A 15,187-nucleotide genomic window follows, 5' to 3' on the forward strand; every position below is an offset into this window, starting at 1 on the left:
CCCTCGCATCATGTCGCGTTGACCGACACCGACGTGTTCTTCTCCGGCAGCGCCTACCCGTACACCGACAACGGCTTCGTGGCCAAGGTCTCCAAGGCAGGCGGCCCGACCGAGTTCGTTCTCAGACTGGGTGAACCAGCCCGCGAGCAAGAAGGGCTGGACCCTCTGGAAGGCGCCCAGGTCCGGCGGGGCAGCGCCAACCCTGCTCCTCTCCGTTCAGGCCGGCAGATTCCGCAGCTTCGCCCTGGACGCGAACGACATCTACTTCATCGACTACTACACGGGGCTCAACAAGATTTCCAAGAACGGCGGCGCCGTCACCAACATCGCCTATGCGGACGAGCCCGGGAACTTCCTGGTCGCCGATGACGAGCGGCTCTACTGGCTCAAGGACGAGGTCCTCACGGCCACGTGCAAGGATGGCAGCAGCTCTCAGGCCCTGACGGCGGAAACCTACCTCACGGAAGATCTCGCCGTGGATGACTCGGGCATCTACTGGACCCAGTTCTACCAGGTCTGGAAGATCGCGAAGTAGCACCCACCCGCCAGCCCCGGGAAAGGTGTCCCGGGGCTGGCGGGTTGCACGGCTGTGCGAGGCGGGAACGGTAGAGTCGCACGTCAGCTCCTGGTTGCCGCTGGGGTGCCACTCGACGGGCGAATGGCACGAGCGCCACAACCCCCATAGGTATCGCCTGCGGACGTAGAGGTCGCAGCCGGGGAAGGCGGCGGAAGGAACCGCGGCCTCCGCTCAGGCCCGCGGCTGGGGGCGAGCATGCGTCTCACGGGCCGCGGGTGTTGGCTCGGAACCAGCCCGGCTCCGCGCGCACCACGGTGTTGGCCGTGAACATGCCCCGTGCGAACACCGGATCCTCGAAGAACACATAGGGGTGCACGAGCTCGGGCCGGCTCGCGGCCTCCAGCCTGGCCGAGAGCTCCGGCGGCAGCGTGAACTCGAGCGCACGCAGGTTGCTCTCGAGCTGCTCCAGTCGGCTCGCGCCGATGAGGGTGGAGGCCACGGCGGGACGCGTCGCCACCCAGTTGAGCGCCACCTGCGCGGGCGAGCGCCCCACCTCCTTCGCCACGGCCACGAGCTGCTCGACGATGGCCCACGCGCGGTCCTTCAAGAACTTGTCGGCGATGGGCAGACCCGTGGCCAGCAACGCGTGGGCACGCCCCTCCCCTTTCAACTCCGACCCCTCGCGCTTGTATTTGCCCGTGAGGAGCCCACCGGCGAGCGGGCTCCAGGGCACGATGGCCGCACCCAGCTCGAGTGCCGCGGGGAGGTGCTCGCGCTCGATGTTGCGCTCGGCGAGCGAATACTCCAGTTGCAGCGCCGAGACCCGCTCCCAGCCATTGCGCTCGGCCAGCGTCTGGGCCCGCGCGAAGTACCAGGCCGGCACGTCGGAGAGGCCGATGTACCGGACCTTGCCCTCGCGCACGAGGTCCGTCAGTGTCCGCATCACCTCTTCCACGGGCGTCAGGCCATCCCAGGCGTGGAGCCAGTACAGGTCCACGTAGTCCGTCTTGAGGCGGCGCAGCGAGCCTTCGAGCGCGCGGTAGATGTTCTTGCGTCCATTGCCACCCGAGTTGGGGTCTCCCGGCGAGGTGCCCATGGTGAACTTGGTGGCGATGACGGCCTGGTCGCGCTTGCCATGCTTCGCGAAGAAGTCGCCGATGATGCGCTCGCTCGAGCCGGCGGTGTACGCATCCGCGGTGTCGATGAAGTTGCCGCCCGCCTCCAGGTAGCGTGCCAGGATTTGATGGGCGGTGCTCTCGGGATTGCCCCAGCCGAACTCGGTACCGAACGTCATGGTGCCCAGCGCCAGCGGGCTCACCCGGAGCCCCGAACGGCCAAGCAGGTGGTACTGCGTCAGGGAATCGATGTGATGGGTAGACATGAGGGAGCTCTCAATCTCTGGCAAGTTGCCTTGCCTTTGCGTTGTCGACAGACCCGCTCAGGAGCCCGTCTTGCCGCTACAGATAGGAGGAAGCACACCTGAGAGCGACCCGCTTCTTGCCCTGAATATCGCGAGTCCTGGCGCGCTCTCACGGGCCGGTTGCGCTCACCGTGCCGGGCGCCTCGCCGGCCTCGTCCTCCGCGCCGTAACGCAGCGACTCCCATGCGAGCATCACCTTCTTGCGCGCGGGGCCCCAGCGGTAGTCGCCGAAGGCGCCCGTCTTGCGCAACACGCGGTGGCAGGGGATGAGCAATGCCACGGGATTGTCTCCCACCGCCGAGCCCACCGCGCGCACCGCGTTCGGGTTGCCGATGCTTCGGGCGATGTCCTCGTACGTGGCCACGTGGCCCGGAGAGATGCGCAGCAGCGCCTGCCACACCTGCACCTGGAAGGGCGTGCCCTTCACCAGCACGGACAGCGGCGTGGGCTCGCGCGGGGGCCGAGAGGGGAAGATACGCTCCGCCCACGCGGCGGTCGCATCACGGGACTCCACGAAGGTGGCACGCGGCCACTGCGCTCGCAGCGACACCAGTGCCTCCTCCGCGGACTCGTCGGAGAGGAAGTGCAGGCCGCAGATGCCGCGCTCACAGGTGGCGATGAGGCAGTCCCCGAAGGGCGATGGGTGGATGCCGTAGCGCACGGTGAGGCCCTCCCCGCCCTGCTTGAACTCGCCCGGTGTCATGGCGGTGAGGGTCACGAAGAGCTCGTGCAGCCGACCGCCACCGGACAGGCCCACGGCGTAGGAGGTGTCGAGCACGCTGTGCCGCTCGGCCAGCAGGCGACGGGCCGACACGAGCGTGTGCACCTGGAGGAAGCGCTTGGGGCTGATGCCCGCCCAGCGGGTGAAGAGACGCTGGAAGTGGAAGGGGCTCAGGCCCACGTGCGCGGCGACGTCATCCAGGGAGGGCTGCTCGCGCGCATGGGCGTCGAGGTAGAGGATGGCCTGCTCGATTCGGGCGTAGTCGCTGGTCGCCATGCCACGGCTCCTGGGAAGGGTGCTCCTGTACCCGATATGGCCGCCGAATCGCGCGGGAACAACCCGGTTCTTGCGGTTCGCCCAGCAGGCCTACAGTTCGAAGTTGAAGCCGGCCTTCTCCAGCTGCTTGTACTTCTTGTGGTCGAAGCGGTAGAGGCGCGCGGCTCGGTGGGAGACGTCCTGCTCCACCTCATCGAGCTCCTCGAGCAGGTCCATGGAGAGGATCTTCTTGCGAAAGTTCCGCTTGTCGAGCTCACGCTCGAGGATCTTCTCGTACATGCGCTGGAGCTGCGTGAGGGTGAACTTGGGCGGCAGCAGCTCGAAGCCGATGGGCTGGTAGCGCACCTTGCCCTTCAGCCGCTGGAGCGCCGTGGCGATGATGTCCCCATGATCGAAGGCCAGCTTGGGCGTATCCCAGACGGAGAACCAGGCGGCCTCCTTCGCGTCGGTGGCGGCGTGGACGCGATGGTCCGTCAGCTTCACCAGGGCGAAGTAGGCCACGCTCACCACCCGGCCCCGTGGATCCCGGTCCGGAGCGCCGAACGTGTAGAGCTGCTCCAGCAGGTTGGGACGGATGCCCGCCTCCTCCTGGAGCTCGCGGCGCGCGGCGTCCTCGAGCGACTCCTCCATGCGCACGAAGCCACCCGGCAGGGCCCACTTTCCCTGGAAGGGCTCCACCCCTCGCCGGATGAGCAGCACCTTCAGGTCCTCCTCGTCCAGGCCGAACACCACGCAATCCACCGTCAACGCCGGACGCGGGTACTCGTAGGTGTAGCTCACGGGTGACTCCTTTCGTTTCATGGCCCCGAGCGCATAGTGTTGGGCCCACACGAAGTCAAGCCGCGCGTCGGGGGTCTACCGGCCATTCAGGGTGTCGAGGAAGAGCTCCTCGAAGAGGGCCGTATGGGTCTCGGTGCCCACCCGGACGCGCCTGCCCGTCGAGGACACCTTCGTCCGGCCCAGCGAGGCGCCCTCCTGGACCACCTCCAGCGACCGCGTCTCGAAGGAGACCACGCCCGGCCGCGTGGCCGCGACCACCGTGAGCGGATCCCACCAGTAGAGCAACCCGGACTCGATGCCCCCCTGTACCTCCGCGTTGGAGAGGATGGCCGAGACGAGCCCCACCTCGGCCGTGGCGGGCTCGGTTCCCACCCGGCTGGACTCCAACCGGCTGGCGAACGTCTTCGTGACGGGCACGGCCCGGGTCGCGTCCAGCGGCACCAGGAACACCTTCTCGGGCGCGAGCGACGCAATGAGGCCCCGCACGGCGGCCGCGTCCCCCAGCATGTTGAGCTCCTGCGAGTTGTCGTACCGCGACTCGGCGCCACAGCAGATGTTGCCCGGCACGGACACGGTGCCCCCCATGACGTACACGGCCTCGACGTGGCTCTCGAGCTCCGGCTCGAGCTTCAGCGCCTCGGCCACGTTCGTCACCGGCCCGAGCGTCACCACCCGGACGATGTCCTCCCGTCCAAGGATGTCCGCCAGCAATTGGGGGGCGCTCCGCTGGGCGGGCTCGGCGTTCTGGGTGCAGCCCTCGAAGGTCCTCGAGAGGATGCGCTCGACGCCGTCCCGCATCGGGGCGGGGAACAGGTTCGTCGCCGTGCGCGAGCCATCGGCCACCGGCACGTCCGTCAGGCCACACGCCGCGAGCGTGCAGCGCACGTACTGGAGCGCCTTCCCCGGATAGCCCGCCCCCGTGTTCGTGACGGTGACGGCCGCGAGCTCGATGCGCCCGAGCTTGTGCTCCTGGCAGAGGTAGGCCAGCGCCGAGATGTCATCGATGTCCGCGTCGATATCGGCCACCACCACGGGCTTGCGCGGTTCAGGGGAAACACAGGCGCCGAGCGCCAGGAGGGCCACGACGGCCACGCTCCGACGGAAGAGGATTCGGGTCATGGCTGCTTTATGGCATCCCCGGTCATCGGGGTGGAACACGGGGGAGGAGAACGGGAAGGAAGACCCTCACCCCGGCCCTCTCCCAGGGGGAGAGGGAGTGTGGGCCCTTCATCCCCCTACTGCGAAAGGTCGCCCAACACTTCGGAGAGCGTGGGAGCCTTCAGGGCTCGCTCGAACCAACGCTCGAGGAGGGTCACATCCGTACAGGTCAGGATACGCTGCCGGGTCTGTTCGCTGACGGACCAACCCCTCGCGGCGAGAATCAGAAGCACACTCTCCGCCCGCCCCTGTGCCCGTCCCTGTGCCCGGCCCTGCTCCAGTCCCTGTTGGCGCCCTTGCTCGATGAGTTCCTCGCCATAGGTCCGCATCAGTTCCTCCGCTCGGTGTGTCTCCATGACGGAACGTAGCACTCCGCCTATCGCGGCGCGGACGGTCCTGTCCCCGACCTGGAGGAGATAACGGACAACCAGACCCAGCTCCTCGTCTCCATGGGGGGCGGCGTGAACCTCCGCGAAGAGTGCCATCCAGTCCGGCAGCCTCCGAGTGAGTTCCTCGGTGCGCCCGTAGCGCAGCACGAGCAGGGCCAGCCGGGTCAGGGCCGGACCCGGGCGTGCCATCAGCGTCTCGGCCCGCTCGGCCGTCAGGTCATCGAGCAGGTACTCGAAGCGTGGCACGAGCGCGCGCCAGGGCTCCCGCGCCTCCGACTCGTCCGGCAGGTCGAAGAGTTCTTCCACCCGCCGGGGAGCGGACCAGGCGCCATCCGGCCCGTGGTACATGACCAGGGGCACCACCACCGGCAGCTTCTCGCTGTCCGGGTTCGTCTGGCGCCAGTGCTCGAGCTGGCGCACCACGTAGCGCAGCATGCGCAGCGCCATCCAGCCATCCACCCGGGACTGGTGCTCCAACAATACGTAGAACAGCAGCGGTCGCCCCCCGCGCAGGCGCGCCGAGAAGAGCAGATCGCTCTGGGTCTCCCGCAGCTCCGGATCCACCACGGAGCCGGACTCCCGCTGCAGCGTGGACCAGTCCACCTGGGAGATGACCCGAGGGGGCAAAGCGGCGCGCAGCTCGGCCACGGCCCGCTCGGGCTGACCCAGGGTGTAGCGGACGAAGAGGTCATGAGGTCCGGACATGGCGAGCAGCGCCGGAGAAAGCATGCGGTGGGCCAGCGGTGCCGCACAGGGAACCGCCTCTCCGGGTGCGTCCGTTTCGGCGACAGCCCTCTCACACGAGAGACACCAGCACCCGCGTCTCTCTCCGAACGGACCTGCCGCCAGCCAGGACATGGAGCCGTTGGTGGCGCCGCGGCCGCCTCACCCCGGCCCTTTCCCAGGGGAAGCGGAAGTGTGGGCCCGGCGGAAGGACTCGGGGCTCATGCCCCACCAGCGCTTGAAGGCCCGGTGGAAGGTGGCGGGCTCACCGTAGCCCAGCAGGAAGGAGACCTCCGCGATGGACATCCGGCGCCGCAGGTAGTCCTCCGACAGCTCGCGGCGTACCGCATCCAGGATGCCCGCGTAGCTCTGTCCCTCCTCGGCCAGCTTCCGCTGCAACGTGCGCTGGGACATGTGCAGAGCCCTCGCCACGGCCTCGAAGGAGAAGTCCCCTCCCGCCAGCGTGCGCCGCACCTGCTCCCGGACACGCTCGGAGGGGCTCGCCGTCGTCGGCAGCCGCGCCAACGCGCGCTGGGCCTGCTTCTCGAACATGGTGCTCAGCAGCGCGTCCGCGTGGACGAAGGGCCGCTCGGCGTCCTCGTAGGAGAACTCGATGTCGCTGTGGGGTGCACCGAAGACGAGCGGACAGCCAAAGAGGGCCTCGTGCTCCCGGATGTCCGCGGGCGCCGGGTGGACGAAGCGCACCTGGAGCGGCCGTACGTCCGCCCCGGTGAAGAAGCGCGTCCCCGTGGCGAGCTGCACCATCGCGATCTCGACCACGTGCCGGTGGGCCGGACGCCAGGGCCCCACCGGGGTGAAGCGCATGCGCACCCCGCGCTCCGTCTCCTCCACCTTGAAGCGCTCCCCATCGCCCCACACGCGCTGGTAGCGGCACCCGCGCACCAGGGACTCCTTCAGCGTCGCGCTCGTGAGGATGACGAGCGAGGCGGCATCATCCGGGTCCACGTAGCTCATCCGCGCCATGTGCAGGCCCAGGTTGTCGTCCCCCATCACCTCCACCGCCCGCTCCATGACGGTGTCCAGCACGCTGTACGGGATGCGCGCCTCGGGGTCATCGAGGTCGGCCCGGTGCAGGCCCACCTCGTGGCAGAGCGCCTCCACGGGCACGCCGTGCTCGGCCGCGATGTTCAGCGCCTGGAGGACCAGCCGGGAGGAGAGAGCGGCGGGAGGAGAGGACATCGACAGGAGGACGCTAGCGACCGGCTGACGTCCACCGCAAGCCGTTCTGGCCCCCCTGGGCGGGCAGCCTTCAGCCCTCGATATTTTGATGCCGCCTTTGATTTCCGAGGCACCTCCTCGAGGCCCCCTCCTCCGCGCGCCGGGGCACATCATGGAGAAGCCCCGCGCTCGGGCGGGTACGCGCCCTGCATTCCCGCCGGACATGACATCGAGAATCCCCTCCCTGCTTGCATTGCTGATGCTGTCCGCCTGTGCCGAGGACCCCGTCGACGAGGTCTGCCGCGAACAACCCTGTCCGGCCGTATACACCCCACCCGTATCGCTCACCGTGTGGTCACCCGCTGGACAGCCACTCCCCGACATCACCGTGACGGGAGTGGAGAACCCCTCGTGCAGCCGCCTCGGGCCGGAGTCAATCTCCTGCTTCATCGGCACGGGGCCTGGTCAGTATGTCCTCGACATCCAGGCGCAAGGCTTCCAGCCGGTCCACCTCGAAGTGAATGTGTTCAAGCGAGAGCGGACGGCGTGTGACTGCTGCTCACCCGGCTATACGCCACAGTCCCTGGGGATCCGGCTCGCGCCCGAGACCTGAGAGGACACGGGCTCCGGCCAGGAGCGTCCGGCGATGACCTGGGCGTAGCTGTCCACCAGCGCGCCGTTGACGGCCTGGGTGTCGCGCCGCAACGCGTACGCACGCGCACGCTGACCGAGCGGTCGGCGTGCCTCCGGCCGCAAGAGCGCCTCCACCTGGTGGGTGAGGTCCTCCACGTCCCGGGGCCGGGCCACGGCGCCGCAGTGGCCCTCCCGCACCAACTCGGGCGGCCCACCCGCGTCCACCACCACCGCTGGCACGCCGGAGGCGAGCGACTCCAGCACCACGTTGCCGAACGTCTCGGTGGTGGAGGGGAAGACGAACAGGTCCGCCGAGGCGTACCACCGCGCCAGCGCCTCTCCCGTCTGGTGCCCCATGAACCACGCGTCCGGCAGCAGCGTCTGGAGCTCGGCGCGCATGGGCCCGTCTCCCACCAGCACCAGCCGGAAGGCATGCCCGCGCGCGCGCAGCCGGCGGCTCAGCTCCACCAGGACCTCCAGGTCCTTCTCCCGCACCAGCCTGCTGACCAGCAGCAGCAGCGGCACCGTGTCGCTGGCGCCCACCGAGCGGCGCAGCTCCTCGTCCCGGTTCGCGGGCGAGAAGCGCACCGGGTCCACGCCGCGGCTCCACAGCTCGCAGTGGCGCAGCCCCTGGGCCTCCAGTTCCCCCATCATGCGGCGGGTGGGGACATACACGCGGGCGCACTGGCCGTAGAACCAGCGCATGAAGGCCCAGGCGGCGTCCTCGAGCGCCCCGAAGCCGTAGTAACGCAGGTAGGCCACGAAGTGCGTGTGGAAGCTGCTCACCACCGGGATGCCCCGGGAGCGGGCGTAGCGCAGCGCCCAGAGGGACATGGGCGTGGGTGTGGCCACGTGGATGAGCTGCGGGCGGAACGCGTCCAGCTCCCGGGCCACGCCACCGCCCAGGGGCAGGCCCATCCGGTAATCACGGTACAGCGGAAAGGTGAGGGAGCCGACGCGCCGCGCACGCCACGCCCACCGCAGGTCCTCCGGCGGGCTGAACGCGGAGAACACCCGGAAGTCGACCTGGCGGGCCTCCAGCGTCTCGAACAACCGTGCCAGCGTCAGCGTCACACCATCCACCAGCGGCAGCAGCGCCTCGCTGAAGTAGGCAATGCGCATCGGCCCCGAGGCGGACCCCCATCGCTCCCGTACCACGGCTTCGTCGTGCCGTGGCTGCTCCGTGACCGACCTGACACGTAACACGGTGAACACCTCCCCTGGTGAGGGGTGTCAGCATCCACCGCCGCCACGAGGGTCTTCGAGACGACCCTGTGATTTCGAGGTCACGGCCAGGCCGCCCTCATCGCGGCTCGACACCCCAGACGAGCTGACCGTTCCGGTAGAGCGTCACGCCATCCCAATCGGCGAAGGAGGTCTTGGAGGGGTCGAAGGAGTAGTCATTGGATTCGTCGAAGTTCGACCAATCGGCCTTGTGGCTGCGGGTCTCGATTCCCCCTGAATCGCCGCCCGCCGGAATGCCGCCAGCAGCGGAGCTGAAGGTGATTTCCAGGTAATGGTCCGCCCCCGTCTTCCCCGTGCTCATCTTCACATGCTTGCCGATGACGTTCGAGCTACCGATGCGGGCATAGTCACAGTAGAAGGCAAGTGGCTTCTCCCCATCCACCGTGAACCAATAGCGGATGGCCAGTTCGCTCAGCCGCACGGACTCGCCACCGTTGTTCTTGATCTTGAAGTGTGGCCTCAGGCCGTTATCACCCACCTGGGTGTCCGCCGCGCGGTATTGCAGCACGAGCTCGCCCGAGGGAGGCGTCGATACGATGGCCCAGTAGGCCGGCTTGGACTGCAGACGCTCATCGAACAAGAGGGGCCAATCATTGCGGGCCACCGGGAACGTTCGCAGCCAGGTGTTCGCGTCATCCTTGCCCCACAACGTGACACTGGTGATCAGGTTCTTGTGTCTTCTGAAGACCTCGAACAGCTGCTTGTAGAGGGAGGCCTGCTTCTGCTTCAACTCCTCCGGGAACGTGTCGTACCGCTGCGAGGCGTCGGAGTACACGCTCACATCCAGTTCGGTGATGTGCGTTTCGACACCCAGGTCGGCGAATCTGGCGATGGAGCTTTCGATCTCCTGAATCGTTGGATAGTAGAGGCTGATGTGCGTCTGGTGTCCAACACCATCAATCGGAATCCCCTTGGCCTTCAACCGCTTGACCAGGTTGTACATGGCCTGGCTCTTGCCTGATTCGTGTGTGTTGTAGTCGTTGATGAACAACACCGCATCCGGGTCCGCTTCGCGGGCGAACAGGAATGCCTTCTCGATGAACTCCTCCCCGGCTATCTGGTACCACGGGCTGCGACGCAATCCGTCAGGCTGCGAGGCATCGAGGACCTCGTTGACCACATCCCAAGCGTATATCTGGCCCTTGTACCGGCCCATGACCGCGTTGATGTGGTTCTTCATCCGTTGGAACAAGAGCTCCTTGCTCGCCAGGTTTCCGTTCGCATCACGGAACACCCAGTCCGGCGTTTGTGAGTGCCAGACCAGAGTATGGCCTCGAATCCGCTGCCCGTTTTCGACCGCGAACTGAACGGCGGCATCCGAACCGCTGAAGTCGAAGACCCCCTCCCGAGGCTCCGTGCTGTCCCACTTCAAGACGTTGCCCGGTGTCGTGCTGTTGAAGTGCTTGGCGAGCAACTTCCGGTCCGCTTCCGCCATGAGCTCACTGTTGGAGAACGCGGTCCCGATCAGGAAATCATCGGCGAAGACGTCCTTGAGCGAAGGAATACCTTCCTCGATGATGATGGGCCCGAGATCAGGCAGCCTCTCCACGCGGAAGTCGTCGATATAGAAGACCAGCGAGGAGTTATCCGGCGCCTCGAAGTATACGGACAGGTTGTCCGCCGCCTCGAGAAGCTTGTACTGGGCCTGGAACCTCACCCAATCGTTGGAGGTGACCGTGTCGAAGTACATCCTCTCGTAGTGAGTGGTGCTCGGCATCCTGCGTTGCATCGTCATGGAGACGGTGGTGCTCGGGGCTGCCGGCGGTAGCTTGAGCCACCCCGTGAACACGTAGGTCTGACCCGGCTCCATGTGCGCCGTTACATCCAGCGTCGGCCCGTGCCAGGACTGCTCGCGACCACCTACCTTCAAGCCGTACACGCCGCCACGGGCCGCTTCCGCTACCACCTCCAACGTCTCCACACCACCGCGCCCCGTCCAACCTTGCGCCGTTCCATCCTCAAAATCAGTCTGGAGGAGCAGGCTGTTTTCCGAATACGCGGGAGCCGACGAGAAGAGCAGCAGAATCAAGAATGACGCCAGGAACGTCTGAAGCACTTTCAGGGCAGGCCTTTCCTTCATTGAACTCGTTCTCCTTCCTCGTGCTTGGATTCCGCTCCGACACCGCCTCTCCGGAGAGCGGGGCATGAACACCGGGCTCAGGGTTGAAAGAAGCGCTCCTCAGCGGCAACAGTCAGGCGCAGACACTGATTCACTTCAATTCGAGCAAAACAAATATTCCAAGACCTCCATGCGCGTCAAATGATTCAAGGGCGGGGAATTTTTCCGTTCACCGACCTCGCTCCCGCCTGAACCGGTTGGCGTCCGCGGCAAGCCGTTCTGGCGCCCGGTGCCAGTGCGTACCGGGGGGGCGGGTGGCACGTTCGAGCCATGACCGGGACCGCCTCCACCACCGCACTCATCCCGCGCCTCCACCTCTTCGAGCTGTTGGATCTGGACTGGTACCCGCGAACCCTGCGGGACCTGGGCACGGACTACCTCCACACCGTCAGCGAGAAGACGGGCGCCTTCGATGCCGCCACGGACATCCTCGCCCGGGGCCTGCGCGCCTCGGAGACACCGGAGCTGCTCGACCTGGGCTCGGGAGGAACCGGCCCCCTGCCCCGACTGTGCCGGCGGTTGGAGTCGGAGCACGGGCTGAAGCCCCACGTGGTGCTCAGCGACCTGTACCCCACCGCCCATGCGGCGCGGCGGGCGCGCGAGCATGGCGTCGACTACCTGGAACGGCCGGTGGACGCCACACGGGTGCCGCCGGACCTGCGCGGCATGCGCACCCTCTTCAACACGATGCACCACCTCCGGCCCGAGCAGGTGAGGCGGATGCTCGCGGATGCCCAGGAGCGCAACGTCCCCTTCGCGGCCTTCGAGGTGATGCGCCGCACGCCCGCGGGCCTCCTCGTCATGCTGCCGGTGCCGCTGATGGTGTGGCTCTTCACTCCCTTCATCCGCCCGCTGACGCCGCTGCGCCTGCTGCTCACCTACCTGGTACCTGTGGCGCCGCTCGCCAGTCTCTGGGATGGGCTGGTGTCCGCGCTCCGGGCACACCGTCCCGAGGAGCTGCGCGCCATGACGGCCTCCCTGGCGCGCGAGGGCTACACCTGGGAGGTGGGCGAGGTGCGCAAGCCCGGCAGGCCCACCGTCACCTACGTGCTCGGGCTGCCGGACCGCCCCACCCGCTGAGGCCCTCCACGGGCCTCACGCGTTCGCGACGAGCCGCTTGAGCTGCCGCCAGTCCACCAGTTGCACGGACTCCTCGGCCAGGGAGAACTCGAGCGAGCGGCGCAGGCCCATGATGTCGCCCCCCATCTGGAAGGGCACCTCGCGATCGAAGTCCATGCGCAGGCGCTCCACGAGGAAGTCGTGCATCCTGGGCAGCGGGTGCGCCCCGCGCCACAGCTTGAACATGTTGCGCGTGGCCTCCAGCACGCCGGCGCCGTAGACGCGCACGGACAGCCGGTGCGGCACCGCCTGGGCGAAGGGGAAGGCCTTGAAGCCGAAGCCCCACTCGGGCGTGGTGGCCGCTCCAGCGACTCCGACAGGGCCGTCGTAGAGGAGCGCGCCGGTCTCTCCACCGGGGAGGGGCACCACGGTGCCGCGCCCGTCCACGGTGAGCGCCGGAGCGCCCAGGTTGTACACCTTCACCCTCGGGGCGCCCCTGCCGAACGTGTGCCGAGGGATGGTGCGGGTGAAGAGGGCACCCATGTACCCGCGCAGGCCTCCGTTCGCCTCGCGCAGGGGCCCGGCCGGAAACCTCGAGATATGGTCCTTGAAGTCCTGCAGCGTCTCCGCGTCCCAGCCGGTGCCCGCGAAGGGCGCCACCTTGTTCTCCACCCGCACGAGCGAGAAGAGGCGCAGGGGGGGCAGGCGCTCGCCACAGGCCGCGAGTTGGCGCAGGGCATCCACGGGCTTCGGCGCTCCGGTGACGCGCGCCCAGGCATTGCCCGTGCCCAGGGGCAGCACGCCGATTGCGGGAAGAGCCAGCCCCTGGGCGCGCAGCTCATTGAGCAGCCCGGTGATGGTGCCGTCTCCCCCGCCGGCCAGCAGCAGCGTGGGTGGGTTGGGACGGAGCTGTTCGGAAATCCAGGTCCGGGCCTCATCCAGCGAGCGGGTGAGGGCGAGGCGGGCACGGGGGAAGATGCGCTGCACCATTCCGCCGACTCGTTCGGAACCACGGCGTGCGCGCAAGTTGACCATCACGGCGATATTCATGGCGGTGCCACTCTCCCCAAGCCATGTCACGGCTTCGTCATGGCGGGTGTGACCGGTTGTCACGTTCCGGTAGCGGACACATGGGCCCTCGACCGCCGGGTGTCCCCTCCCGGTCCGCGGGTCCTTCGTTGCCCAAGATGGCGACGAAGCACGGCGGCGCACGCAGGGCATGGCTCGCCCCCACGCCGGGCAGGCGGGGTGGCTCGGCCCGGATGGGGCGTCCATGATCGAGACGGCGGAGCCTCGCGCCCGAGGTGGGGACTCCCTGATGGGTAGGGAGTCCGGCACCCGCCCAATGCCGCGAAATGTCAGCGATTTGGGACGTGGAGGGTGGGTTGTGGGAGCGGTGCTCGGGCTGGTATTTGCGAGGCCGTACGCCCGGCTGCCGACGGAACGGGCCCTGCAATTCCGCTCCACATCATGACCTTCCTCAAGAACTCATCTTCGCTGGTGGTGGTGCTCGCTCTCGCTCTGGGTCACATGGCGGAGGCGGCTCCGCGCCGCATGGTGGTCGCCAGTGGCGACTGCAAGGACGCGGAGCTCAGCAGTCAGACCAAGGCCCTCTACGACACGCTGGTGGCCCGCCCGGGGGAGAAAGTCCTCACGGTGACGGACTTCGCCGAGCGTCTGTTCCCGCAGCCCTCCGGGAGCTTCGAGGACATCAAGCGGCAGCTCGAGGCCGCCCAGGGCCAGTTCTACGAGGCGCGCTACACCCGGGTCGCCCCGGCCCTCGACGAGGTGCTGAGGCAGGTGGCCCGCCTCCCGGTGGGCGGGGCGCGTTGGAAGCTGTACGTCGACGCGCTGCTGCTCCAGGCCGTCAACTACCGCGCCATGGGCCGGGTGAAGGAGAGCGACGAGGCCTTCCGCGGCGTGCTGCGGCTGGACGCGCAGTACGAGCTCGACCCGGACTACTACACGCCCTCCACGCGCCAGGCCTTCGACAAGCTGCGCCGCGAGATGGCCCGGGTGAAGAAGGTGAGGCTCTCGGTGAAGTCCACCCTGCCCGCCTCCGAGGTGTTCCTCGATGGCCGGAGCATGGGGCAGACCCCGCTGACGATGGAGGTGCACGCCGGCACCTACGAGCTCACCGTGAAGAAGGGAGAGGCCGTCAGCTTCCCACGTCAGCTCCTGGTGCAGGGCGAGGAGATGCCGATGCTCGTGGACCTGGCCTACGAGGGCTCCATCTCGGCCAATCCCTTCCCGTGCCTCGCCTCCAGCAGTGAGGAGGGGGAGCAGGTGCTCTCCCGCGCCATCCGTCTGGGGGGCACCATCCCGGGCGTGGAAGAGGTCATCGTCGTGAAGCTGGAGGGGGCGAACGGCGGACCGAAGTGGCTCGCCGCCACCGTTCTCAACGTGGAGGGGGGCCAGAAGCTGCGCGAGGGCGGTTTCAAGACGCGGGGGCTCGACGCCCCGGCCGAGTCGCTCAACGCGCTGGTCGACTTCGTCACCACCGGGAAGGCCCAGCCGAGCCTCGTGGTCGCCCAGGCCAACATCCAGCCTCCCTGGGAGGCGCCTTCCGCCGAGCAGGCCGCGCTCACCGAGGTGACGGAGAAGTCCGGCTCCGTGCGTCCCCTGCGCGTGGTCTCGTACGTGACGCTGGGCGCGGGCGTGGCGGCCCTGGCGGGCACGGGCATCCTGCGGCTCGCCATCCAGCAGGACATGCAGGCGCTCGAGAAGGGCAACCACCTCAACGCCAACGGCAATGTCAGCGCCGGTGATCGCGCCGGCCGGGAGATCGTCAACCGCATGGCGGGGAAGGTCCGCATCCACAACGGGCTGCTCATCGGCTCGGGCGCGGCGCTCGCCACCGGGCTCGTGCTCTTCCTGCTCTCCCCCTCGGAGGCCCCTCCCCCCGTGGCGGTGGGCGTCGTGGCGGGCCCGGACGGGGCGGGCGCCTCGCTCTCCGGGACGTTCTGAC

Annotated in this window: 12 protein-coding genes; 3 read left to right on the plus strand and 9 right to left on the minus strand. The window is 68.0% G+C overall.

Annotated elements, in window-relative coordinates:
• Nucleotides 1-130: 130 nt before the first annotated feature.
• The gene (locus JQX13_RS10445) at nucleotides 131-535 is read left to right on the plus strand and encodes a hypothetical protein (RefSeq protein ID WP_203408885.1); all 405 of its coding nucleotides are present in this window, start codon (nucleotides 131-133) and stop codon (nucleotides 533-535) included.
• A gap of 244 nt (nucleotides 536-779) precedes the next feature.
• Here JQX13_RS10445 and JQX13_RS10450 read toward each other — a convergent pair whose 3' ends face one another.
• The 8 genes from JQX13_RS10450 to JQX13_RS10485 all read right to left on the minus strand — a co-directional run bounded on the left by JQX13_RS10450 (nucleotide 780) and on the right by JQX13_RS10485 (nucleotide 11,121).
• A complete protein-coding gene (locus JQX13_RS10450; protein WP_203408886.1) occupies nucleotides 780-1,898 on the minus strand; it encodes an aldo/keto reductase in 1,119 nt (372 codons plus the stop codon).
• Nucleotides 1,899-2,046: 148 nt separating this feature from the next.
• Nucleotides 2,047-2,934 (minus strand): bifunctional transcriptional activator/DNA repair enzyme AdaA, encoded by an 888-nt coding sequence (locus JQX13_RS10455; RefSeq protein WP_203408887.1) that lies wholly within the window; start codon nucleotides 2,932-2,934, stop codon nucleotides 2,047-2,049.
• Nucleotides 2,935-3,024: 90 nt separating this feature from the next.
• On the minus strand, nucleotides 3,025-3,714 hold the full coding sequence (locus tag JQX13_RS10460; protein WP_203408888.1) for an NUDIX hydrolase: 690 nt from the start codon (nucleotides 3,712-3,714) through the stop codon (nucleotides 3,025-3,027).
• Between the two features lie 75 nt (nucleotides 3,715-3,789).
• Complete coding sequence (locus JQX13_RS10465) at nucleotides 3,790-4,833, minus strand: nucleoside hydrolase (protein WP_203408889.1); 1,044 nt, start codon at nucleotides 4,831-4,833, stop codon at nucleotides 3,790-3,792.
• A 116-nt stretch (nucleotides 4,834-4,949) separates the two neighbouring features.
• Nucleotides 4,950-5,966: an Rpn family recombination-promoting nuclease/putative transposase gene (locus tag JQX13_RS10470; RefSeq protein ID WP_203408890.1), complete on the minus strand. Its 1,017-nt coding sequence runs from the start codon at nucleotides 5,964-5,966 to the stop codon at nucleotides 4,950-4,952.
• Nucleotides 5,967-6,146: 180 nt separating this feature from the next.
• Nucleotides 6,147-7,184, minus strand: a complete 1,038-nt coding sequence (locus JQX13_RS10475) for an AraC family transcriptional regulator (protein WP_203408891.1) — start codon at nucleotides 7,182-7,184, stop codon at nucleotides 6,147-6,149.
• A 546-nt stretch (nucleotides 7,185-7,730) separates the two neighbouring features.
• Nucleotides 7,731-8,918: a glycosyltransferase family 4 protein gene (locus JQX13_RS10480; protein WP_203408892.1), complete on the minus strand. Its 1,188-nt coding sequence runs from the start codon at nucleotides 8,916-8,918 to the stop codon at nucleotides 7,731-7,733.
• 181 nt (nucleotides 8,919-9,099) lie between these two features.
• Entirely contained in the window at nucleotides 9,100-11,121 is a 2,022-nt protein-coding gene (locus JQX13_RS10485; protein WP_203408893.1) for an endo-1,4-beta-xylanase, read from the minus strand.
• Between the two features lie 309 nt (nucleotides 11,122-11,430).
• Here JQX13_RS10485 and JQX13_RS10490 point away from each other — a divergent pair, with 309 nt between their 5' ends.
• Nucleotides 11,431-12,240, plus strand: coding sequence for a hypothetical protein (locus JQX13_RS10490; RefSeq protein ID WP_203408894.1), 810 nt, complete (start codon nucleotides 11,431-11,433; stop codon nucleotides 12,238-12,240).
• 15 nt (nucleotides 12,241-12,255) lie between these two features.
• On the opposite strand, the gene JQX13_RS10495 is transcribed toward JQX13_RS10490, so the two are convergent.
• Complete coding sequence (locus JQX13_RS10495; protein WP_203408895.1) at nucleotides 12,256-13,269, minus strand: diacylglycerol/lipid kinase family protein; 1,014 nt, start codon at nucleotides 13,267-13,269, stop codon at nucleotides 12,256-12,258.
• A 420-nt stretch (nucleotides 13,270-13,689) separates the two neighbouring features.
• Between JQX13_RS10495 and JQX13_RS10500 the strand changes: the two genes are divergently transcribed.
• Nucleotides 13,690-15,186 (plus strand): PEGA domain-containing protein, encoded by a 1,497-nt coding sequence (locus JQX13_RS10500; RefSeq protein ID WP_203408896.1) that lies wholly within the window; start codon nucleotides 13,690-13,692, stop codon nucleotides 15,184-15,186.
• The last annotated feature ends 1 nt before the right edge of the window (nucleotide 15,187 follow it).

Origin of the sequence: Archangium violaceum (genome assembly GCF_016859125.1) — a bacterium.
GTDB lineage: Bacteria > Myxococcota > Myxococcia > Myxococcales > Myxococcaceae > Archangium > Archangium violaceum_A.

What these genes read in the sequence shown, in the direction of transcription:
- JQX13_RS10450 (WP_203408886.1), bottom strand. Translation starts at nt 1,898, where the DNA reads ATGTCTACCCATCACATCGATTCCCTGACGCAGTACCACCTGCTTGGC.
- JQX13_RS10455 (WP_203408887.1), bottom strand. Translation starts at nt 2,934, where the DNA reads ATGGCGACCAGCGACTACGCCCGAATCGAGCAGGCCATCCTCTACCTC.
- JQX13_RS10465 (WP_203408889.1), bottom strand. Translation starts at nt 4,833, where the DNA reads ATGACCCGAATCCTCTTCCGTCGGAGCGTGGCCGTCGTGGCCCTCCTG.
- JQX13_RS10470 (WP_203408890.1), bottom strand. Translation starts at nt 5,966, where the DNA reads ATGTCCGGACCTCATGACCTCTTCGTCCGCTACACCCTGGGTCAGCCC.
- JQX13_RS10475 (WP_203408891.1), bottom strand. Translation starts at nt 7,184, where the DNA reads ATGTCCTCTCCTCCCGCCGCTCTCTCCTCCCGGCTGGTCCTCCAGGCG.
- JQX13_RS10480 (WP_203408892.1), bottom strand. Translation starts at nt 8,918, where the DNA reads ATGCGCATTGCCTACTTCAGCGAGGCGCTGCTGCCGCTGGTGGATGGT.
- JQX13_RS10485 (WP_203408893.1), bottom strand. Translation starts at nt 11,121, where the DNA reads ATGAAGGAAAGGCCTGCCCTGAAAGTGCTTCAGACGTTCCTGGCGTCA.
- JQX13_RS10490 (WP_203408894.1), top strand. Translation starts at nt 11,431, where the DNA reads ATGACCGGGACCGCCTCCACCACCGCACTCATCCCGCGCCTCCACCTC.
- JQX13_RS10495 (WP_203408895.1), bottom strand. Translation starts at nt 13,269, where the DNA reads ATGAATATCGCCGTGATGGTCAACTTGCGCGCACGCCGTGGTTCCGAA.
- JQX13_RS10500 (WP_203408896.1), top strand. Translation starts at nt 13,690, where the DNA reads ATGACCTTCCTCAAGAACTCATCTTCGCTGGTGGTGGTGCTCGCTCTC.